Source organism: Actinocrinis sp. (assembly GCF_035653575.1).
Taxonomy (GTDB): domain Bacteria; phylum Actinomycetota; class Actinomycetes; order Streptomycetales; family Catenulisporaceae; genus Actinocrinis.
Window position 1 is genome coordinate 1 of sequence record NZ_DASRBQ010000067.1, and the last position, 19,596, is coordinate 19,596.

Below are 19,596 nucleotides of genomic sequence, written 5' to 3' on the forward strand. Positions count from 1 at the left end.
GCCGCAGCACGACGCAGGCCCGCTTGCGCACCGGAAGCCGCCGCAGCGCCTCGCGCACGTCCGCGCTCGCGGCCAGGTCGGGCCCGTCCGTCCGGTCGGTCCATGCCGCGCCGAGCAGCCGCCAGCCGCGCCGCTCGCGCACCAGCCGCCGTACTCGGCTGGCCGCCAGGTTCACCACGATCCGCCGCACGTAGGCCAGCGGCACGTCTGAGCGGGTCACCTGGTCCCAGCGCTTCCACGCCTGGGTGAAGGCCTCCGCGGTCAGGTCCTCGGCCGCGTCCGGGTCGCCGGACAGCAGGAACGCCAGCCGGGCCAGGTCGCGGTGGTGCGCGTCGAAGAACGCGTCGAATCTGGCCCGGTCCTCCGCGTTGAAGGACCGCGCCGCGCGCATGTGAGTCACTGTGGTCGCCGCCACGATAGTGGACCGTAGCAGCCGCATTCGGATCGCGACAGGGTACGTGACCTTATCTCGCTGTATTCGGACGCTGATGAAGTGCTCCGCGGCCGCGAGTTCGACAGCTGATTCGAGTCGAAGATCCGGCGGCCGGCCGGCGCGCGGGCCGTGCGGATCACGCCGTCCGCCGCGCTTCCCGGTCACATCTTCCCGGCCGTGCGCGATTTCACTCAGGGCCCGGAGATTGCGTCAAATCCGTTTGGGCACGGTGACGGCGACCAGTTCGGTGCCGTCCTCGTTCAGCGAGAGGCTGGTGGTCAGCGAGGCGAGCTCGCCCAGCCGGGTCAGGTGGGTGCCGCCGCAGTCGATCGACGCGGCGCCCTCGGGCAACGCGCAGGTCCAGCGCCGGCGCGCGGTCAGCTCGGGTCCCGGCGCCTCGACGCGGACCGGCGCGTCAGCCGCGACCCACTCGGCCAGCCGGGCGTTGACCCGCGCCGTGATCTCGCCGAGCGCGCCGGCCAGGCCTTCGGGGTCGAAGCCCTTCTTGCGCAGCGACTTGCCGATCCGGTACCGGTCGGTGCTGGCGTGCTCGTCCATCCGCGAGCTCTCCATCGCCAGCGCGTCGAAGTCCGGCGAGCCGAGCGCGTCCAGCCGCGCCTCCTTGCGCCAGCGGTCGGCCAGCGCCGCGTTGAGCGCGAGGGCGAGCAGGTGGCAGCCGGTGTGCGCGGCGGAAAGGGCGGTGCGGCGGGCCGGGTCGGCGCGCAGCACGACCGCGCGGCCAAGCAGCGCCTCGGGCTCCGCGGGCGCGCAGGCGAACTCGACCAGGTGCACGGCCAGCCAGACCCACTGCGGATCCCCGCGCCGCACCGGGATCTGCTCGCCGAGGGCGAACTCGCCGTCGGGGCCCACGGCGCCGGTGGCGCAGTCCACGACCGGGCAGCGCGTGCCGCCGAACTCCGTCGCGTCGACGAACTCCATCGTGCCGGTGTCGCCCGGCTGGTCCGGCCAGCTGTGGTCGAGCGGGTGGAAGGGGGTGGTGTCCGTCACGACGCCGATGACGCCAGCGGGTAAGGGCACTGCGGCGACGATGGTCGAGCTGCCCTCCGTGGTGCCGCTGGGAAACGTCACCAGCGTCGTGGTGTTCGGAAACGCCATGCCCCCAGTGTTGCATCTACATCGCGCTGGGATCAGTCGTTCGCGAGGACAGGGGACCTTCGGACCGCGAACCGCACCGGCAGCGCCTCCAGGCCGCGCATGATGGTGCTCGCCCGGTACTCCAACTGCTCGACGGGGACCGCGAGCCGCAGTTCGGGCAGCCTGCGCAGCAGCGTCTCGAACGCGATGCGCCCCTCGAGCCTGGCCAGTGGCGCGCCCAGGCAGAAGTGGATCCCGTGTCCGAACGCGAGGTGGCCGCGCGGGGTGCGGGTCACGTCCAGCCGATCGGGCTCGGGATAGACGGCGTCGTCGCGGTTGGCCGAGTTCAGCGCCACGTACACGGCGCTGCCCTCGGGAATGACCGTGCCCGCGATCTCCAGCTTCTCGGCCGCGAAACGCAGCGTCGCGCGCTCGACCGGGCCGTCGTAGCGCAGGAACTCCTCCACCGCGTCGGGGATCAGCTCGGGCCGCTCGCACAGCGCCGCGTACTGGTCAGGATGGGTCAGAAGGGCCAGTAGACCGTTGCCGATCAGGTTGACCGTGGTCTCGTGCCCGGCGAGCAGCAGCAGGACCGCGGTGCTGAGCACCTCCTGCGGGTCGAGCCGCTCCTGGTCCTCGCTGGTCAGCAGGTCGCTGAGCAGGTCCGCGCCCGGCTGCGCGCGCTTGCGCTCGATCTGGGCGGCCAGGTAGTCGGTCAGCGCCTCGGCGGCCTCGGCCTGGCGCGGATCGTAGGTCGGGCGCAGGAAATCCTGCGACCAGCCGCGGAACCGCCGGCGATCGTCCGCGGGCACGCCCAGCAGTTCGGCGATCACGAGGGAGGGCAGCTGATTGGCGAACGCGGCCATCAGTTCGGCCTGCCCGGTCGGCTCTATTCGCTCGTCCGGTTCTGCCTGGCCGGGGCCCGCGAAAGCGTCGATCAGCTCGTCCGCGATCTGCTGCACCCGCGGCGCGAGCTCGGCGACCCGGCGCGGGGTGAACTGCGCGGCGACCACCTTGCGCAGCCGAGTATGGTCCGGCGGGTCGGAGGAGAGCATGTGGTGCGAAAGACTGGCCCGCTCGCCGAAGTACAGGTGCTCGAACCCCGCCTCGACCAGCGTCTGCCTGCCCACCTCAGGGTGCTTCGACAGCCGCGGATCGGCCAGCGCGGCCCGGGCCTCCGGGTAGGTGGTGACCACGAAGGGCCGCATCCCGCAGACCTGGTCGAGCTGCACCACCGGGCAGCGGCCGCGCAGCCGCTCGTAGTGCGGGTACGGGTCGATCGACGGGTCGTCCTTGAAGTCGGGCAGCAGATCGGGCGGCGGGTTGTCGGTGCGGATGCCGGTGTCGGCCACAGGTTCAGCCTTCCTCGCAGCGGTGCTTTGGCAGTGGTCTCATACGCCCTTCGGCGTCTTCTGACATGCTTGCGGTGGCGGCGCGTCGCGGGAAGCCCTGAAAGGAAGGATTTGTCACGCCTTTGACCGGGATATGATCGGAGCGTGGCGGACGGGACACGAGGGGAAATCGAGGCAGGTCCGGCGCCCGGCCTTCCGGTGCGGCGCACGGCGCGTATCGTCCTGGCGGACGACGCGGACCGGATCCTGCTGTTCCGGTTCGTCGATCCGGACTCGCTGACGCCGGGCGGCGTCTGGTGGGGCACCCCGGGCGGCGGGGTCGACGACGGGGAGTCCCTGCCGCAGGCCGCCGCGCGCGAGCTGTTCGAGGAGACCGGGCTGCGCGTCCCCGCGCAGCGGTTCGACCGGGTCGTCGGCGGCAACAGGGGCGTGGCCCGTTTCGCCGGCCGGGAACGCTGGTTCGAGAACCACTACTACTTCCTGCGCGCCGAGGGCTTCGTCCTCGACCCGGCCGGCTGGCAGGAGATCGAGCGCGGCCTCATCGCCGAGCACCGCTGGTGGTCCGCCGCGCAGCTGGCCGCCACCGACGCGATCATCCATCCGCCCGGCCTGGCGCGCATCCTGCCGGAGCTGCTCGCCGGGCGCCTGCCAGACGAACCCGTGGACCTCGGCCGGGCCTGACCTCCTCGTTTCGGGCCGCACCTGCGGATACAGTGCGGTCATGGCGTATGGCACACCGCCAGGCGAGCCCCGGCCCGCGGACCCCCGCTCGATCGACCTGAACGCCGATCTCGGCGAGGGTCTCGGCGGCCGGCAGCTCACCGACGACGAGGCACTGCTCACGATGGTGACCAGCGCGAACGTCGCCTGCGGCTTCCACGCCGGCGACCCGTCCACGATGCGTAAGGTCTGCGCGCTGGCCGCCGCCCGCGGGGTGCGGATCGGCGCGCAGGTCTCCTACCACGACCTGCCCGGCTTCGGCCGCCGGCCGATGGACGTCCCGCCGCGGGAACTGGCCGACGAGGTCGCCTACCAGATCGGCGCGCTGCGGGTCTTCGCGCAGGCCGCGGGCACCGACCTGGCGTACGTCAAGCCGCACGGCGCGCTGTACAACCGGATCGTGTGGGACGAGGGACAGGCCGACGCGGTCGTCGACGGCATCCTGCTGGCCGGCGGCGAGCTGCCGGTGCTCGGCCTGCCCGGCTCGGCGGTGCACCGCTCCGCCGCCGCCGCGCGGCTGCCGGTCGTCACCGAGGCGTTCGCGGACCGTGCGTACCGGCCGGACGGGACGCTCGTGCCGCGCACCGAGCCGGGAGCGGTCATCAGCGACCCGGAGCACGTGATCAAGCGTTCGGTGATGATGGTGACCGAGGGCTCCGTGTTCGCGGCCAACGGTGAGCGCGTGCCGGTCGCGGCCGAATCGCTGTGCCTGCACGGCGACACGCCCGGGGCCGTGGAGCTCGCGGTGCGCGTACGGGAGGCGCTGCTCGCCGCGGGGGTCAACATCCGACCGTTCGTGTAGCCGAGCTGGCGCCATGATCCCGCTGCGATACGGATCGCACGCCCTGCTCGTCGAATGCGCGGACCTGGACGAGGTCGCCGCCCTGCACGCCGAACTGTTGCGCCGCGCCGAGCAGGGCGCGCTGCCCCCGGTGCTGGATCTGGTCCCCGCCGAGCGCACGGTCCTGATCGACGGCCTCGACGACCCGGCCTCCCTCGCCGCCGACCTCGCGACCTGGACGCTGCCGCCCGCGCGTACCGAACCGGGCCGCACGGTGCAGCTCGCGGTGCACTACGACGGTCCCGACCTCGACGAGGTCGCCGACGCCTGGGGCGTGCACCGCGACGAGGTCGCGGCGATTCACTCAGCGCACGAATACCGCGTCGCCTTCTGCGGATTCGCGCCGGGCTTCGCCTACCTGACCGGGCTGCCCGAGCGTTACCACCTGCCGCGCCGACCAACGCCGCGGCCGAGCGTGCCGCCGGGTTATGTGGCCGTTGCTGGCCCGTACACCGGGGTTTACCCGACCGGGTCGCCTGGCGGCTGGAATCTGATCGGAGCGACAGACGCACAGCTGTGGGACCTGGAACGCGACGAGCCTGCGCTGCTCGTTCCGGGCAGCAACGTCCGCTTCGTCCCGAGCCCCACCGCGCCCGTACCGACGCCAACGCCATCGCCTGTGTCCGCAACTGCGTCACCTCCACGCGCCGCGCCAGAAGCCGACCCCGCCATCCAAATCCTGCGCGCCGGCGCGCTGACCACGATCCAAGACCTCGGCCGTCCCGGATACGCGCACCTGGGCGTGCCGCGCAGTGGCGCGCTGGATCAAGCCGCACACCGGTTGGCGAACCGTCTCGTCGGAAACGATCCGGACGCCGCGACGCTGGAGACGACGCTCAGCGGCCTGACACTGCGCGCCCTCGCCCCGATCGTCGTCGCGGTGTGCGGCGCGGTTGCTCCGGTGCGCGTGGACGGCCGGCCCGCACCGTGGGCCGCACCGGTCGAACTGCGCGCGGGACAGACGCTTGATGTCGGCGTGGCGAGCCGGGGCGTCCGCAACTACGTGGCGATCGCCGGGGGAGTGGCCGTCCCACCGGCTCTGGGCAGCCGATCCACGGACCTGCTCTCCGGGCTCGGCGGCGCAGCGCTGGGGACCGAACAGCCGCGCGAGCCCCGGCTCCGCGACGGCGACCTGCTCCCGCTCGGCGCCGTCTCCAGGCCGCCGCAGCCCGCTGATACGTACCCGGTCACCGTCACCGCGCCGGCCGCAGGGGGATCAGCTATCGAACTCCCGATCGCCCACGGCCCGCGCCCCGACGCCTTCCCGGAAGCCGCGTGGCGTGCACTGACAACGCACGAGTACACCGTTACGCCCACGTCGAACCGGATCGCGCTGCGCCTCGACGGCCCGGCCCTCGCGCGCACCGGACCCGACACGATCCCGAGCGAGGGCGCGGTCCTCGGCGCGATCCAGGTTCCCGCCGACGGTCGCCCGATCATCTTCCTGGCCGATCACCCGCCGACCGGCGGCTACCCGGTGATCGCCGTCGTGCCGCCGGACGCACTCGGCCCTGCGGCCCAAGCCCCGCCGGGCACCCGCATCCGCTTCCGGGCGCACGGCATCTGACGCTGCCAAAAGCTGACCTGTGACCTGTGCTTATTTATCGCAGAACGCTGTGTCTCGCTCAGCCGGACAACCTTAGGACCGCCTAGGCCACCCGGTGCGCTCCGCGGGCCGGGATCGCGCGGAAGATCTCGGCCTGAGGAAGCGCTGCAAGCACACTCTCGGCCACGCGCTCGGCGTCACCGACGTCGACGAGTGCGATGGCGCTGCCGCCGAATCCGCCGCCGGTCATGCGCGCGCCGTGCGCACCTGCCGCCAGGGCTGCCTCGACGACCACGTCCAGTTCCTCGCAGGAGACCTCGAAGTCGTCGCGCAGGGACGCGTGCGACGCGGTCATCAGCTCGCCTGCCGCACGCAGGCGCTCGCCCTCAAGCGGTCCTTCCGTCAGCAGGCTGACGAACCGCTCGACCCGCTCGTCCTCCGTCACCACGTGCCGCACCCGGCGTGCGGTGACCTCGTCGAGCTCGCGTTCCGCTCGTTCCAGGTCTGCCGCGGTCAAGTCGCGCAGCGCCCGCACGCCGAGCACCGCCGCCGCCTTCTCGCAGCTCGCGCGGCGCGCCGGGTAGCCGGACTCGCCGTGGTCGTGGCTGACCTTCGTGTCGAACACCATCAGCGTGAGGCCCGCCGCGGCCAGGTCGAAGGGGTGGGGCGCGATCTCGAACGAGCGGGTGTCGATGAACAGCACCCTGCCGTCCTCGCCGAATGCCGAGGCGAGCTGGTCGAGCGGACCGCAGGGCACATTCGCGTAATTGTTCTCAGCGTACTGCGACAGGCGGGCGAGGTCGGCCGTGCTCAGCCGCGCCTGCGCCCCGGCAAGTCCGGCCAGGGCCAGGCCGGTCGAGCACTCCAGCGCCGCCGAGGAGGAGAGGCCCGCGCCGACCGGGACGGTCGAGACGAAGGCCAGGTCCGCGCCCGTGAAGTCCTCCTGCAGGATCCCGGCTCCGCGCAGCGCCCAGGCCACGCCGGCCGGGTACTCGGTCCAGCCTTGCGGGAAGCCCGGGGTGAGGTCGGCCAACGCCACCTCGATCACCCGCTGGTCGCCCGCCGAGGAGACCACGCGCAGCCGCCCGTCCGTGCGCTTCGCCGCCGCGACCACCGTGTACCGGTCGATCGCCATCGGCAGCACGAAGCCCTCGTTGTAGTCGGTGTGCTCGCCGATGACGTTCACCCGCCCCGGCGCGGCCCACAGACCCTCCGGCCGGCCGCCGTATACGGACTCGAACAGCTTGCTCGCCTCGGCGGCGATCGGGTCGACGACGTTCATGGCTGCCTGCTTCCCAAGGGCTGAACGGGCGGGAGGAAAGAAGAGGTCTGACGGAGCCGCAGTCGCGGCTGCTGCTGTGGCCGGAGCCTGAGGCGGCAATGGCGCCGGCTCGGCTCGGCTACCCGCGCTCGGCGCGCACGGCCTGGGCGAAGCTCCAGGCGTCGGCGACCATCGTGTCGAGGTCCACGTGCCGCGGGCGCCAGCCGAGCTCGGTTTCCGCGCGCTGCGCGCCGGCAACCAGGGTGGCCGGGTCTCCGGCCCGCCGCTCGGCCTCCACCTGCGGGATGTCCCGGCCCGTCACCCGGCGCGCGGCGTCGATCACCTCGCGCACCGTGAACCCGCGGCCGTTGCCGAGGTTGCAGATCAGGTGCTCGCCCTCGCGGGCGCGGTGCAGCGCGAGCAGGTGCGCGTCGGCGAGGTCCGCGACGTGGATGTAATCGCGGATGCACGTGCCGTCAGGGGTCGGATAATCGGTGCCGAACACGGTGATCGCGGGCCGCTCGCCCAGCGCCGCCTTCAAGACCAGCGGAATCAGGTGCGACTCAGGATCGTGCCGCTCGCCGTAGCCGTTGTAGGACCCTGCGACGTTGAAGTACCGCAGCGACACCGCGGCCAGGCCGTGCGCGGCCGACTCGGCCGAGATCATGTGGTCCACGGCCAGTTTCGTCGCGCCGTACGGGCTGGTCGGCGCGGTGCGCGCGGTCTCCGGGATCGGCACCGACTCCGGCTCGCCGTATACCGCGGCGGTCGAGGAGAACACCAGTTTGCGCACCCCGGACTCGCGCATCGCGTCCAGCAGCAGATGCGTGCCCACCACGTTGTTCGCCCAGTACTTCTCCGGCTTGGCGACCGACTCGCCAACCTGCGAGAACGCCGCGAAATGCAGCACCGCCGCGAAGGAGGAGTCGAGCACCTTCGCCGCGGTGTCGTGGATGCGGCCCTCGACGAACTCCGCGCCCTGCGGGACGCCGACCCGGTGCCCGGTGGACAGATCGTCGAGCACTGTCACGCGGTACCCGGACTCCAGCAGCCGCGCGGCCACCACCGAGCCGATGTAGCCGGCCCCACCCGTCACCAGTACCCGCGCGCCGTCAGCCGGACCGGGTGTCAGAGTCATCCCGCAACCTCTCGCAGTCTCGCGGCCGCCCGCTCGGGCGACACGTCGTTCATGAAGGCGCCCATCCCGGATTCCGTGCCGGCCAGGTACTTGAGCTTGTCCGCGGTGCGCAGCACGGTGAACAGCTCGAGGTGCAGGGCCAGCTCGGGCCGGGTCCCGGTCGGGGCGACCGGAGCCTGGTGCCATGCCGCAATGTACGGGGTCGGCGCTGAGCGTCCGGTGAACAGCCGATCAAAACGTCCCAAGAGCTCCAAGTACACGGCCGGGAAGGTCGCGCGCTGCGCGTCGTCCAGCTTGGTGAAGTCGCCGACCCGGCGGTTCGGGTACAGGTGCACCTCGTACGGCCAGCGCGCGGCGAACGGCACGAACGCCGTCCACTCCTCGTTCTCCAGCACCACCCGGCTGCCGGCCCGCTCCGCCGCCAGCACGTCGTCGAAGAGATTGCGGCCCGTGCGCTCCCGGTGCGCGGCGGCGCTATCGACCGCGCGCGCGGTCTTCGGGGGCAGATACGGGAAGGCGTAGATCTGGCCGTGCGGATGGGTCAGCGTGACGCCGATCTCGTTGCCGCGGTTCTCGAAGCAGTACACCTGGCGGGTGCCCGGCAGCGCGGAGAGCTCGGCGGTGCGGTCGGTCCACGCCTCCAGCACCAGCATCACCCGCGCTTCGTCGAGCGCTGCGAAGGTCGCGTTGTGGTCGGAGGTGAAGCAGACCACTTCGCACCGCCCGCCGCCCAGGTGCGCGCGATGCGGCAGCGGACCGACCAGGGTGTCCTCGGCCGCCGGGATCCCGCTCAGCGAGGGGAACCGGTTCTCGAAGACCACGACCTCGTAGTCCGGGGCCGGGATCTCGCTGTGCCACTCGGCGGTGGAGGGGCACAGCGGGCAGCTGTTGGTCGGCGGAAGATACGGCCGGCCCTGGCGGTGCGCGGCCACCGCCACCCACTCGCCCTGCACCGGATCGAAGCGGGTTTCGCTGGTCGTGTCGACGGGCTCAAGCGGCCGCTGATCGGCGAACGCGGCCCGCGTCTCGGCGTCGCCGGCGTCGTAATAGATCAGCTCACGGCCGTCCGCCAGCTGCGTGACTGTCTTCTTCACCGGTAGCTCCTTCATCGAACATATTCAAACACGGTTGAACGTTAACTCACAAGGGCTAGCATGGTTTCGAACGTTCGACACAGCAGGTCGTCCCGGACGAGAATTGGGCCGCAGCCGCACCGCGAACGAGCCGGAACGCGGGGGGTCGTGAAGGCGATAAGGAGCAGCGATGGCGCAGGTCGAGACCGACGACGGCCGCGGGCTGCTGGCGGAACAGCGCCGCGCCGCGATCGCGGCCGAGGTGCGCGCCCGCGGCGGCGTGCGCGTGACCGACCTGGTGCTGCGCTTCGGCGTCTCCGACATGACGGTCCGCCGCGACCTCGACGCACTGGCCCGCGACGGGCTGCTGGAGAAGGTGCACGGCGGCGCGGTCGCGCTCGGCGAGTCCAGCGCGCACGAGCCAGGCTTCGAGGCCAAGCGCACCCTGGAGACGGCGGCCAAGGAGGCGATCGCCGAGGCGGCCGCCGCCCTCGTCCCGCGCGGCGGCGCGGTGGCGCTGTCTGCCGGGACCACCACCTTCGCCCTGGCCCGCAGGCTCACCGATGTCTCTGACCTGACCGTGGTCACCAACTCGATGCGTATCGCCGAGCTGTTCGCGCAGCGGCTGCGCCCGCCGGGCGCCAGGCACGGCGCGACCGTCGTGCTCACCGGCGGCATGCGCACACCGTCGGACGCGCTGGTCGGCCCGGTCGCCGACCAGGCGATCCGCTCGCTGAACTTCGACCTGGCCTTCGTCGGCTGCCACGGCATCTCCATCGGCGCCGGCCTCTCGACGCCGAACCTGGCCGAGGCCGAGACCAACCGGGCGCTGATCGCGGCCGCGCGCCGGGTGGTGGCGGTCGCCGATCACAGCAAGTGGGGGCTGGCCGGGCTGGCCACCTTCGCCCCGCTGGCCGCGGTGGACACGTGGGTGACCGATGCCGGCCTGCCTGAAACAGCCCGCGCCGAAGCCGCCGAGCACATCCGCCACCTCCTCATCGCCTAGCCGTACCCTGCGTCCGATTCGACCGGACACTTCGCTTTAACGGACACTCCGCTTCAAACGGAAACAGCGCCCTTATATTTACGCCTGTCCTGAGAGGAGCGGGCGTTCACATTTCCGAGTGGTCCAGCGTGAACGGGTACACCGAGCCGTCCGCGCCGATCCGCTGTACTGATTCGAGCGTGTCCGGCGTCTGCGTGTCGAACGCGACGCCGGCGTCTGCCGCGGCGCGGCGCAGGATCTCCCGCAGCGTCGCCGGGTCGAGCCGCGTGGAGACGTACCAGGCGTGCCCCTCGCCGAACTGATGCCGCGTCACCGCCGGATGCCCGGCCGCCGGGCCGTCCGCGTACGTGAGCACCGCCTCGGCCCCGCGCAGTTCGACCGGCTCGCTCCACACGGTGCCGGACCCGACCGGCTCGGCGTCACTGTCGCTGTCGCCGCCACTGTGCACGGCTCGCACCGACACCGACTGTCCCGCCGCCAGCGGCAGGAACTCGTCCACTCGCACCCCGAGCACATCCCGAAGCGCGCCCGGATAGCCGCCGAGGTACACCGCGTCGTTCTCGTCCACGATCCCGGAGAAGAACGAGACGACCAGCGTCCCGCCGCCGCGCACATACTGCCGCAGGTTCTCCGCCTCCTCGGCGCGCAGGAGGTAGGACTGCGGCACCACGACCAGCCGGTAGCGCGACAGGTCCATGCCCTGATGCGCGAAGTCGGTGGTCACGTGCGCTCGCCACAGCTGCTCGTAGTAGGCGAACTGCAAGTCGAGGAACCGCACGTCCACCGAGGGCCGCGAGTCGAGCTCCAGCGCCCACCACGACTCCCAGTCGAACAGGATCGCCGTGTCCGCCTGGACCCGCGAGCCGCGCACCTCGCGCAACTCCCGCAGCCGCCTGCCGAGCTCGACCACATCCCGCCAGATCCGCGAATCGGTGCCCGCGTGCGGCAGCATCGCCGAGTGGTACTTCTCGGTGCCCGCCCGAGAGGCACGCCACTGGAAGAACAGGATGCCGTCCGCGCCGCGCGCCAGGTGCGCCAGCGAGTTGCGGATCATCTCGCCGGGCAGCTTGGCGACGTTGCGCGGCTGCCAGTTCACCGCGCCGGTCGAGTGCTCCATCAGCAGCCACGGCGCGCCGCCGGCCAGCGAGCGGCACAGGTCGGCGGCCATGGACAGCTCGATGTGCCGCACCGGCGAGCCGGCGGTGGTGTAGTGGTCGTCCGAGACCAGGTCCATCTCGCGCGCCCACGACCATAGGTCCATCGGCTTGTTCATCACCGCCATGAAGTTCGTGGTCACCGGCACGGCCGGGTTGTGCGCCTTCACGATGTCGCGCTGCGCTTTGAACAGTTCGAGCATCGAGGCCGAGCTGAACCGCGCGAAGTCGAGCCGCTGTGCGTTGTTCGCATCGGCGGGAGCGTCGCGCGGCGCATCGATCTCGTCCCACGCGGTGTAGGTCTGGCCCCAGAACGCGGTGCCCCACGCCGCGTTGAGCGCGTCGAGCGTGCGGTACTTGGTCTGTACCCACTCCTGGAACGCGGCAACGGAGGTCGGGCAGTAGCACTCGGCCACGTGACAGCCGTACTCGTTGTGAATGTGCCAGAGGACGACCGCAGGGTGGTCGGCGTACCGCGCGGCGAGCTGCTCGGCGATCCGATTGCACGCGGCGATGTACTCGGGCGCGTGCGGGCAGTACGTCTGCCGCGATGCGCCGCCGAGCACCTTGCCGTCACGAGTCACCGGCCGGATGTCCGGATGGGCCTTGAGGAACCAGGCCGGGGGAGCGGCGGTCGGCGTGGCCAGGTCGATCGCGATGCCGCCCTCGTGCAGCAGGCCGATGATCCGGTCCAGCCAGCCGAACTCGAACTTGCCCGGCTCGGGCTCGAGCTTGACCCAGGAGAAAATGCCGAGGCTGACCAGGTTCACCCCGGCCTCGCGCATCAGCGCGACGTCCTCGGCCCATACCTCCTCGGGCCACTGCTCGGGGTTGTAATCCCCGCCGTAGGCGATCCCGTCGAGCCGAGGCCAAGCCGTCCGCGCTGTGCCGTACCCCGCTGCCACCCCACCCGTGCCAGCCATCCCGGTCTCCTAACCCGATCTTCCGCTTTCACCCGATCTTCCGCGCCGTTCGTATCACGCTTCCCGAACGACGCGCACGCTGCCAGCCGGTATGTGGACAGATCCGATGAACGCCTCACCAGTCAGCATGTCGACGCCTGAAGCCGCTACCGCCGCCTCTTGCTGCCCGTGGTTGATCGCGAACAGATATGACGTCTCATCGGATGCCTTACGCCGGACCAGTTCCAGCGTGTCGGGTGTCTCCGTATCGAAGGTGACGTCTGCGTCAGCCGCCGCGAGCCGAAGGATCTCGCGCAGCGTCTCGGCGTCCGGTCGCGTCGAGACGTACCAGGCGTGCCCGTTCCCGAAGGCGTGCCGCGTTACCGCAGGTTTGCCTTCCGCTGGGCCGTCCGCGTACGTGAGCACCGCCTCGGCCCCGCGCAGCTCGATGTCCTCAGCCCAGACCGTCGCCGTGCCCGGGTACGGCTCTTCCAGCTGTCCCGCCAGCCGGACCGTCCAGTCCGCCCGTAGCGGCAGGAACTCCTCGACCAGCACGCCGAGCAGGTCGCGCAACGCCCCCGGGTAACCGCCGAGGTACACCGAGTCGTCCTCGTCCACGATGCCGGAGAAGTAGGAAACGACCAGCGTCCCGCCGCCGCGCACATACTGCCGCAGGTTCTCGGCCCACTCCTCGCGGCACAGGTACATCTGCGGCACGACCACCATCCGGTACCGCGAAAGATCGGCGCTCGGGTGCGCGAAGTCGGCGCTGACGTGCGCGCGCCACAGCGCCTCGTAGTAGGCGAGCTGCCGCTCCTTGAAGTCCAGATCGACCGACGGCCGGAAGGTGTGCCCGAGCGCCCACCACGACTCCCAGTCCCACAGCAGCGCGGCCTCTGCCACCGTCGTGGAGCACTGGACCGGGCGCAGCGCGGCCAGATCCGCGCCGAGGCCGACCACCTCCCGCCAGATCCGCGAGCCGGTGCCGCCGTGCGGAACCATCGCCGAGTGGAACTTCTCCCCGCCGCCGCGCGAGGCCCGCCACTGGAAGAACAGCGCCCCGTCCGCCCCGCGCGCCACGTGCGCCAGCGAGTTGCGCCGCATCTCCCCGGGCCGCTTGGCCAGGTTGCGCGGCTGCCAGCTGACCGCGCTGGTCGAATGCTCCATCAGCAGCCAGGGACCGCCGCCGCCGACCGAGCGGGTGAAGTCCGCGCACAGGGCCAGCTCGATGTGGTTGTCCGGCCGCTCGGCAGACAGGTAGTGGTCGTTCGCCGCCACGTCAGTCTGCGCCGACCAGGCCCAGAAATCCAGCGACTTGCAGTTGATCAGCTGAAGGTTCGTGGTGATCGGCACCTCGGCGCGCCCGGCGGCCGTCGTATGGGCCCTGATGACGTCGCGCTCGGCGGTGTACAGCTCCAGCAGCGACTCCGAGGTGAAGCGCTGGAAGTCGAGCCGGTGCGTCGGATTCACGTCGGCCATCGGCGCGCGGCGCGGCGCGTCGATCTGCTCCCAGGCCGAGTACTGCTGGCCCCAGAACGAGGTGGTCCATGCGGCGTTGAGCGCGTCAAGGCTGCCGTAGCGAGCCCGCAGCCAATCCCGGAAGGCAGCCGCGGAGACCGGGCAGTAGCACTCGGCGGTCGGTGAGCCGTACTCGTTATGCACATGCCACATGACCACCGCGGGATGGGCGGCGTACCGCATCGCAAGCTGCTCCGCGATCTGCCGGCTGGCCGCGCGGTACTCGGGTGCGTGCGGGCAATAGGTCTGCCGGGCCGAGCCGCCGAGCACGACGCCCTCGGACGTGACCGGCCGCACGTGCGGATACTGTGCGAGAAACCAGGCGGGTGTCGAAGCCGTCGGCGTCGCCAGGTCCACGGCGATCCCGGCCTCGTGCAGCAGCCCGAGCACCCGGTCCAGCCAGCCGAACTCGAACCTGCCCGGCTCGGGCTCCAGCAGCGCCCAGGAGAAGATGCCGAGGCTGATCAGGTTGACCCCGGCCTCGTGCATCAGCGCGACGTCCTCGGCCCACACCTCCTCGGGCCACTGCTCCGGGTTGTAGTCCGCTCCGTAGGCGAGCGCGTCGAGCCGCGGCCATCGCGCAGCGGGAGACCGCTGTGCGGCCGCGCTGCCCGTCGCGACACCCGCGGCCGGCCCCGCCGCAGCCGCCTGCTCGACCTGGAGAGTCATCGAATACCTCTTGCTTCTACCCATACGACACGCTCGATTGGGAGCGCTCACGGAACGGTAACGGACGAGTCTCGCTCTGTTCTAGCCCCGGGCGACCTCTTGACAGGAGAAGATCCTGTCATGAATCTGGGAGCGTTCACAACGCCGTAACGGGAAAGTTACCGCTCACCGCCCGGCTCATCCACCGTCCACCCTCATCTCTCCCTGGAGTGGCAATGAAGCTCTCCCGCGCCGCCACCTCGGCTGCGTGCGCCGTCGCCGCGGTCGCCCTCGCGGCAGGCTGCTCGTCTTCGGGCAACCCATCCGCCACGGCCTCCACCGACTCGAATCAGAAGGTGAACCTGACCTTCTGGTCCTGGGTGCCGAACATGGACAAGATCGTGGCCGCCTGGAACAAGACGCATCCCAACATCCAGGTCACCTTCACCAAGGCGGCCGGCGGCGACCCGGAGCTTACGAAGCTGCTCACGTCGGGCAAGGCGCACACGATGCCGGACCTCGCGCAGGTCGAGTACCAGTCGCTGCCGACCCTGGTGTCCAACAACTACCTGGCCGACATCTCGCAGTACGTGAACAACATCAAGAGCGACTACCCCTCCGGCCTGTGGAACCAGGTCACGCTCGGTACCAGCGCCGTCTACGGCGTACCGCAGGACGCCGCTCCGCTCGCGTTCTTCTACCGCACCGACCTGTTCAAGCAGTACGGACTGACGCCGCCGACCACCTGGGCTCAGTACCAGACCGAGGCCGAGCAGGTGCACAAGGCGCACCCGAACGTCTACATCGGCGACACCGCCACCACCGACGGCGGCCTGTTCTCCGGGCTGACCCAGCAGGCGGGGGCCAAGTGGTGGTCCGCCTCCGGCAACGCGTGGAGCGTCGGCATCGACTCGGCGGCCTCGCAGAAGGTCGCCTCCTACTGGGGCAATCTGGTCAAGGAGGGCGCGGTCGACAACAAGACCGCGTGGACCGCGGACTGGAGCAAGGCGCTGGACAACGGTACGTACCTGTCGTGGATCGCGGCCGTGTGGGCGCCGGGCACGCTCGCCTCCGAGGCGGCCGACACCTCCGGCAAGTGGGCGATGGCCCCGCTGCCGCAGTGGAACGCCGGCGACCAGGTGACCGGGAACTGGGGCGGTTCAGCCACCTCCGTCACCGCGGACTCCAAGCACCCGCAGCAGGCCGCCGAGTTCATCACCTGGCTCAACCACGAGACCGAGGGTGTCAACCTGCTGGTCTCCGACGGTAACGTCTACCCCGCCTCGCTCGCCGCGGAAGGCAGCTCCGCGCTCACCGTGCCGGCCTTCGTCGGCGGCCAGAGCGACTTCTACACACTCGCGAAGCAGTACTCGCAGCAGGCTGCGACCGCGACCTGGGGACCGGACGTGAACGTCGCCTACAGCGCCTTCTCCGACGCGTTCGGCGCGGCCGCGACCAACAAGGGCGACTTCCTCGCGGCGCTGGCCACCGTGCAGCAGAAGGTGGTCGCGGACATGAAGAGCAACGGGTTCACCGTCAGCGGCAGCTGACCGTACCGAGAGCCCCCGCTTCTCATAGCCCCGCTTCTCAATCCACGCTTCTCAGACCACCGGGTCCTGCGATCCGCCGCACCGGTCGCAGGGCCCGGTTTCAAGCCCGTATACCCAGATCCGAGGAGAAGCAACATGACGGCGACCGCTGTCGCCGGCGCGCTCGGCGAGACCGGCAGCGCGCCGCGCCGGGCGCGCTGGAACCCGGCTCCGCGCCGTACCCCGTACGCCTTTCTGGTGCCGGCGATCGTGCTGTTCACCGCGGTGTTCCTCGTGCCACTGGGCTACACGGTGTACCTGTCCACCCAGAAGACGCAGATCCAGGGCCTCGGCCTCGGCCGGAACGCACGCAAGCAGGTGTTCACCGGTTTCGGCAACTACACGGCCGTATTTCATGACTCAGAGTTCTGGCACAGCATCCTGCGTGCGCTGCTCTACGGCTGCATCCTGATTCCGCTGATGCTGGGCCTCGCGACGGTCTTCGCGCTGATCCTCGACGCCCAGCGGGTCCGGTTCCAGCGCTTCGGCCGCATCGCGATCTTCCTGCCCTACGCGGTGCCCACGATCATCGGCTCGATGCTCTGGGGCATGATGTATCTGCCCTCTGTCTCGCCGTTCGCCTCCGTGATGCACACGGTCTTCGGGACGACGAGCGTCAACTTCTTCGGCGCGCACGCGGTGTACCTGTCCATCGCCAACATCGGCATCTGGGGCGGCACCGGCTTCAACATGATGGTGCTCTACACCTCGCTGCGCTCGCTGCCGCAGGAGGTGTACGAGGCCGCGCGGCTCGACGGCTCCAGCGAACTGCAGATCGCGCTGCGCATCAAGCTGCCGATGATCCGTCCCTCGCTCATCATGACCGCGATCTTCTCGACGATCGCCACGCTTCAAGTCTTCAACGAACCCAACACCCTGCGACAGGTCTCCTACGGCGTGGTCTCGGCGACCTGGACGCCGCTGATGAAGGTGTATCACGACACGTACACCGGCGACGACGTGTTCGCCGGGTCGGCCGAGTCGATCATCATCGCCGTGCTGATGTTCGCCGTCTCGATCGCCGTGCTGCGCCTGACCAACCGCCACACCTTCGGAGGCGAATCCAAGTGACCACCCTCACCGCCTCCCCGCGCGCCTACGGCGCCCGCCGCGACCGCCGCCCGCGCCGCACCGCCCTGGTCCCGACCGCCGTCCTGCTCCTCGGGGCGCTCTACGCGCTCCTGCCGGTCGCCTGGGTCGTCGTCGCCTCGACGAAGAACAACACAGAGCTCTTCAACCTCTCCGCCTTCAAGCCGGGCTCCGCCCTGTTCTCCAACCTCAGCACGCTGACGTCCTATCGCGGCGGCATCTTCTGGAGCTGGATGTGGAACACGGCGATTTACGCCGGCGGCGGCGCGATCCTGTCCGCCGGGCTGTCCGCGCTGACCGGCTACACCTTCGCCAAGTACCAGTTCCGCGGCAAATCAGTGCTCTTCAACCTGATTCTGATCGGGGTGCTCGTCCCGGCCGTCGTGCTCGCCGTGCCGCAGTACCTGCTCGTCGCCAAGCTCAATCTCGCCGACACGTACTGGTCCGTGCTCATCCCTTCCATCGTGTCCCCGTACGGGATCTACCTCGCCCGGATCTACGCGGGCGCGTCCGTGCCCGACGAGGTCATCGAGGCGGCACGGATGGACGGCTCCAGCGAGTGGCGCACATTCCTGCGCATCGGCGTGCCGATGATGGCGCCGGGCCTGGTCACCATCTTCCTGTTCCAGTTCGTCGCGATCTGGAACAACTTCCTGCTGCCGTGGCTGATGCTCAGCAGCGACACCAAGTTCCCGATCACCGTGGGCCTCTATACGCTGCTGAGCCAGGGCACCCAGCAGCCCGCGCTGTACACGGTCGTGATCACCGGCTCGCTGCTGTCGATCCTGCCGTTGGTCATCCTGTTCTTCCTGCTTCAGCGGTTCTGGCGGGTCGATCTGTCAGCGGGGTCGGTCAAGTGACAGACTGCTGGCACCAAGTCGGGTCGCGAACGGGAACAGGTGGATTGCGGTGAGCGGCAACGGTGTCGGCAACGGAGCGCCGCCGCGGCGTGCCCGGCCCACCATCGAAGACGTCGCGGCCGAAGCCGGAGTCTCGCGCGGCACCGTCTCGCGCGTCCTCAACGGCGGAGTCAACGTCTCTCCGGCCGCTCTCGCCGCCGTCAACAAGGCGATCAAGCAGACCGGTTATGTGGTCAACCACCACGCCCGTTCTCTGGTCACCCAGCGCTCGCGGTCTGTGGCGTTCATCCTCTCCGAGCCGCAGGAGAAGTTCTTCGAGGACCCGAACTTCCCGATCCTGCTGCGCGGCTGCACGCAGGCCCTGGCCGAGCACGACATGCCTCTGCTGCTCTCGATCGCGGGCACGGAGGAGGATCGCGAGCGGGTCGTGCGCTTCATCGCGGCGGGCCACATCGACGGAGCGCTCCTGGTCTCCACGCACGCGGGCAACCCGGTGGTGGACCGGCTGACCGGCCTCGGCGTCCCCGCGGTCGCGTGCGGCCTGCCGATCGGCCACGAGTACGACCTGGCCTATGTCGCGGTGAACGAGGCGGAGGGCGCGCGCCAGGCGACCGCGCACCTGGCCAAGCTGGGCAGGCGCCGGATCGCGACCGTCACCGGCCCGATGGACACGCCCGGCGGCCGCGACCGCCTCAAGGGCTACCAGGACGCGTTGCGCACGGCCGGCCTGCCCGCGGACGACTCGCTGGTCGCACACGGCGACTACACCCGCGCGTCCGGCGAGTTGGCGATGATCAAGCTGCTCCAGGCGAACCCCGACCTCGACGCGGTCTTCGTGGCGTCGGACCTGATGGCGGTCGGCGCGATCGACGCGCTCACCGGGGCGGGAAAGCGAGTGCCCGAAGACGTGGCCGTCGTCGGCTTCGACGACTCCCCGGCGGCCCTCACCGCGCGCCCGCAGCTGACCACGGTCCGCCAGCCGTTCCGCCGGATCTCGCAGGAGATGGTCCGCCTGCTGCTCGCCCGCCTCGACGGCCAGGAGCCGGCCGCGGTGATCCTCCCGACCGAGCTGGTCATCCGCGCCTCGGCTTAGTCGCGGTGGGCGTGAACGCTGATCGGCTCCGCTGCGCTCTGCCTGCGACGTCTGCGGCTGGCCCGGCTCCGCCGGGTAACGCCTGCGGCTGGCGCGCTCCGCGCGGAAGATCACCCACCCGCCCACCCTGCTCCGCGTCCTCGCTGGCGCTCGGCCGCTACGCGAACAAAACGCGCTGCCACGCACGCGCTGCGCGCTGAACGCTGCGCTGCCCTCCGGGCCGCTCCGCTACGGGCAGCCGATCTGCTTACGGTCTGTCGAAGACGTCGTGAGTGCCG

16 protein-coding genes are annotated in these 19,596 nt (G+C 70.6%); 8 read left to right on the top strand and 8 right to left on the bottom strand.

Annotated features, from left to right (window positions below; genetic code table 11):
• The 3 genes from VFA06_RS09515 to VFA06_RS09525 all read right to left on the bottom strand — a co-directional run.
• Nucleotides 1-415, bottom strand: a 415-nt coding sequence (locus VFA06_RS09515; RefSeq protein WP_324840084.1) for a sigma factor, incomplete at its 3' end; no start/stop codon positions are given.
• A gap of 228 nt (nucleotides 416-643) precedes the next feature.
• On the bottom strand, nucleotides 644-1,549 hold the full coding sequence (locus VFA06_RS09520) for a metal-dependent hydrolase (RefSeq protein WP_324840085.1): 906 nt from the start codon (nucleotides 1,547-1,549) through the stop codon (nucleotides 644-646).
• A 32-nt stretch (nucleotides 1,550-1,581) separates the two neighbouring features.
• Nucleotides 1,582-2,880, bottom strand: a complete 1,299-nt coding sequence (locus VFA06_RS09525; protein ID WP_324840086.1) for a cytochrome P450 — start codon at nucleotides 2,878-2,880, stop codon at nucleotides 1,582-1,584.
• Nucleotides 2,881-3,024: 144 nt separating this feature from the next.
• On the opposite strand from VFA06_RS09525, the gene VFA06_RS09530 reads away from it, so the two are divergent.
• From VFA06_RS09530 to VFA06_RS09540, 3 genes are read left to right on the top strand one after another with little or no spacing between them, the layout of a single operon-like run.
• Nucleotides 3,025-3,561 (top strand): NUDIX hydrolase, encoded by a 537-nt coding sequence (locus VFA06_RS09530; protein WP_324840087.1) that lies wholly within the window; start codon nucleotides 3,025-3,027, stop codon nucleotides 3,559-3,561.
• Nucleotides 3,562-3,601: 40 nt separating this feature from the next.
• Complete coding sequence (locus VFA06_RS09535) at nucleotides 3,602-4,402, top strand: 5-oxoprolinase subunit PxpA (RefSeq protein ID WP_324840088.1); 801 nt, start codon at nucleotides 3,602-3,604, stop codon at nucleotides 4,400-4,402.
• Nucleotides 4,403-4,415: 13 nt separating this feature from the next.
• Nucleotides 4,416-6,008, top strand: coding sequence for an urea amidolyase family protein (locus tag VFA06_RS09540; RefSeq protein ID WP_324840089.1), 1,593 nt, complete (start codon nucleotides 4,416-4,418; stop codon nucleotides 6,006-6,008).
• A gap of 82 nt (nucleotides 6,009-6,090) precedes the next feature.
• On the opposite strand, the gene galK is transcribed toward VFA06_RS09540, so the two are convergent.
• From galK to galT, 3 genes are all read right to left on the bottom strand, one after another.
• On the bottom strand, nucleotides 6,091-7,269 hold the full coding sequence (galK, locus tag VFA06_RS09545) for a galactokinase (RefSeq protein ID WP_324840090.1): 1,179 nt from the start codon (nucleotides 7,267-7,269) through the stop codon (nucleotides 6,091-6,093).
• Nucleotides 7,270-7,387: 118 nt separating this feature from the next.
• Nucleotides 7,388-8,386 (bottom strand): UDP-glucose 4-epimerase GalE, encoded by a 999-nt coding sequence (galE, locus tag VFA06_RS09550; RefSeq protein ID WP_324840091.1) that lies wholly within the window; start codon nucleotides 8,384-8,386, stop codon nucleotides 7,388-7,390.
• The gene (galT, locus tag VFA06_RS09555; protein WP_324840092.1) at nucleotides 8,383-9,480 is read right to left on the bottom strand and encodes a galactose-1-phosphate uridylyltransferase; all 1,098 of its coding nucleotides are present in this window, start codon (nucleotides 9,478-9,480) and stop codon (nucleotides 8,383-8,385) included. The genes galE and galT overlap by 4 nt, the downstream gene beginning before the upstream one ends.
• A gap of 169 nt (nucleotides 9,481-9,649) precedes the next feature.
• Between galT and VFA06_RS09560 the strand changes: the two genes are divergently transcribed.
• The gene (locus VFA06_RS09560; RefSeq protein ID WP_324840093.1) at nucleotides 9,650-10,465 is read left to right on the top strand and encodes a DeoR/GlpR family DNA-binding transcription regulator; all 816 of its coding nucleotides are present in this window, start codon (nucleotides 9,650-9,652) and stop codon (nucleotides 10,463-10,465) included.
• Nucleotides 10,466-10,571: 106 nt separating this feature from the next.
• Here the strand turns inward: VFA06_RS09560 and VFA06_RS09565 are convergent, their stop codons facing one another.
• Both VFA06_RS09565 and VFA06_RS09570 read right to left on the bottom strand, forming a co-directional pair.
• Nucleotides 10,572-12,542, bottom strand: coding sequence for a beta-galactosidase (locus VFA06_RS09565; RefSeq protein WP_324840094.1), 1,971 nt, complete (start codon nucleotides 12,540-12,542; stop codon nucleotides 10,572-10,574).
• Nucleotides 12,543-12,596: 54 nt separating this feature from the next.
• The gene (locus VFA06_RS09570; protein ID WP_324840095.1) at nucleotides 12,597-14,708 is read right to left on the bottom strand and encodes a beta-galactosidase; all 2,112 of its coding nucleotides are present in this window, start codon (nucleotides 14,706-14,708) and stop codon (nucleotides 12,597-12,599) included.
• A 215-nt stretch (nucleotides 14,709-14,923) separates the two neighbouring features.
• On the opposite strand from VFA06_RS09570, the gene VFA06_RS09575 reads away from it, so the two are divergent.
• The 4 genes from VFA06_RS09575 to VFA06_RS09590 all read left to right on the top strand — a co-directional run bounded on the left by VFA06_RS09575 (nucleotide 14,924) and on the right by VFA06_RS09590 (nucleotide 19,318).
• A complete protein-coding gene (locus tag VFA06_RS09575; RefSeq protein WP_324840096.1) occupies nucleotides 14,924-16,237 on the top strand; it encodes an ABC transporter substrate-binding protein in 1,314 nt (437 codons plus the stop codon).
• 135 nt (nucleotides 16,238-16,372) lie between these two features.
• Nucleotides 16,373-17,347, top strand: coding sequence for a sugar ABC transporter permease (locus VFA06_RS09580; RefSeq protein ID WP_324840097.1), 975 nt, complete (start codon nucleotides 16,373-16,375; stop codon nucleotides 17,345-17,347).
• Nucleotides 17,344-18,225: a carbohydrate ABC transporter permease gene (locus VFA06_RS09585; RefSeq protein ID WP_324840098.1), complete on the top strand. Its 882-nt coding sequence runs from the start codon at nucleotides 17,344-17,346 to the stop codon at nucleotides 18,223-18,225. The genes VFA06_RS09580 and VFA06_RS09585 overlap by 4 nt, the downstream gene beginning before the upstream one ends.
• 49 nt (nucleotides 18,226-18,274) lie before the next feature.
• Nucleotides 18,275-19,318, top strand: coding sequence for a LacI family DNA-binding transcriptional regulator (locus VFA06_RS09590; RefSeq protein ID WP_324840099.1), 1,044 nt, complete (start codon nucleotides 18,275-18,277; stop codon nucleotides 19,316-19,318).
• Nucleotides 19,319-19,596 lie beyond the last annotated feature (278 nt).

Coding starts and splice junctions, on each gene's coding strand:
- VFA06_RS09520 (WP_324840085.1), bottom strand. CDS start 1,549: ATGGCGTTTCCGAACACCACGACGCTGGTGACGTTTCCCAGCGGCACC.
- VFA06_RS09535 (WP_324840088.1), top strand. CDS start 3,602: ATGGCGTATGGCACACCGCCAGGCGAGCCCCGGCCCGCGGACCCCCGC.
- VFA06_RS09540 (WP_324840089.1), top strand. CDS start 4,416: ATGATCCCGCTGCGATACGGATCGCACGCCCTGCTCGTCGAATGCGCG.
- galK (WP_324840090.1), bottom strand. CDS start 7,269: ATGAACGTCGTCGACCCGATCGCCGCCGAGGCGAGCAAGCTGTTCGAG.
- galE (WP_324840091.1), bottom strand. CDS start 8,386: ATGACTCTGACACCCGGTCCGGCTGACGGCGCGCGGGTACTGGTGACG.
- VFA06_RS09560 (WP_324840093.1), top strand. CDS start 9,650: ATGGCGCAGGTCGAGACCGACGACGGCCGCGGGCTGCTGGCGGAACAG.
- VFA06_RS09565 (WP_324840094.1), bottom strand. CDS start 12,542: ATGGCTGGCACGGGTGGGGTGGCAGCGGGGTACGGCACAGCGCGGACG.
- VFA06_RS09570 (WP_324840095.1), bottom strand. CDS start 14,708: ATGACTCTCCAGGTCGAGCAGGCGGCTGCGGCGGGGCCGGCCGCGGGT.
- VFA06_RS09575 (WP_324840096.1), top strand. CDS start 14,924: ATGAAGCTCTCCCGCGCCGCCACCTCGGCTGCGTGCGCCGTCGCCGCG.
- VFA06_RS09580 (WP_324840097.1), top strand. CDS start 16,373: ATGACGGCGACCGCTGTCGCCGGCGCGCTCGGCGAGACCGGCAGCGCG.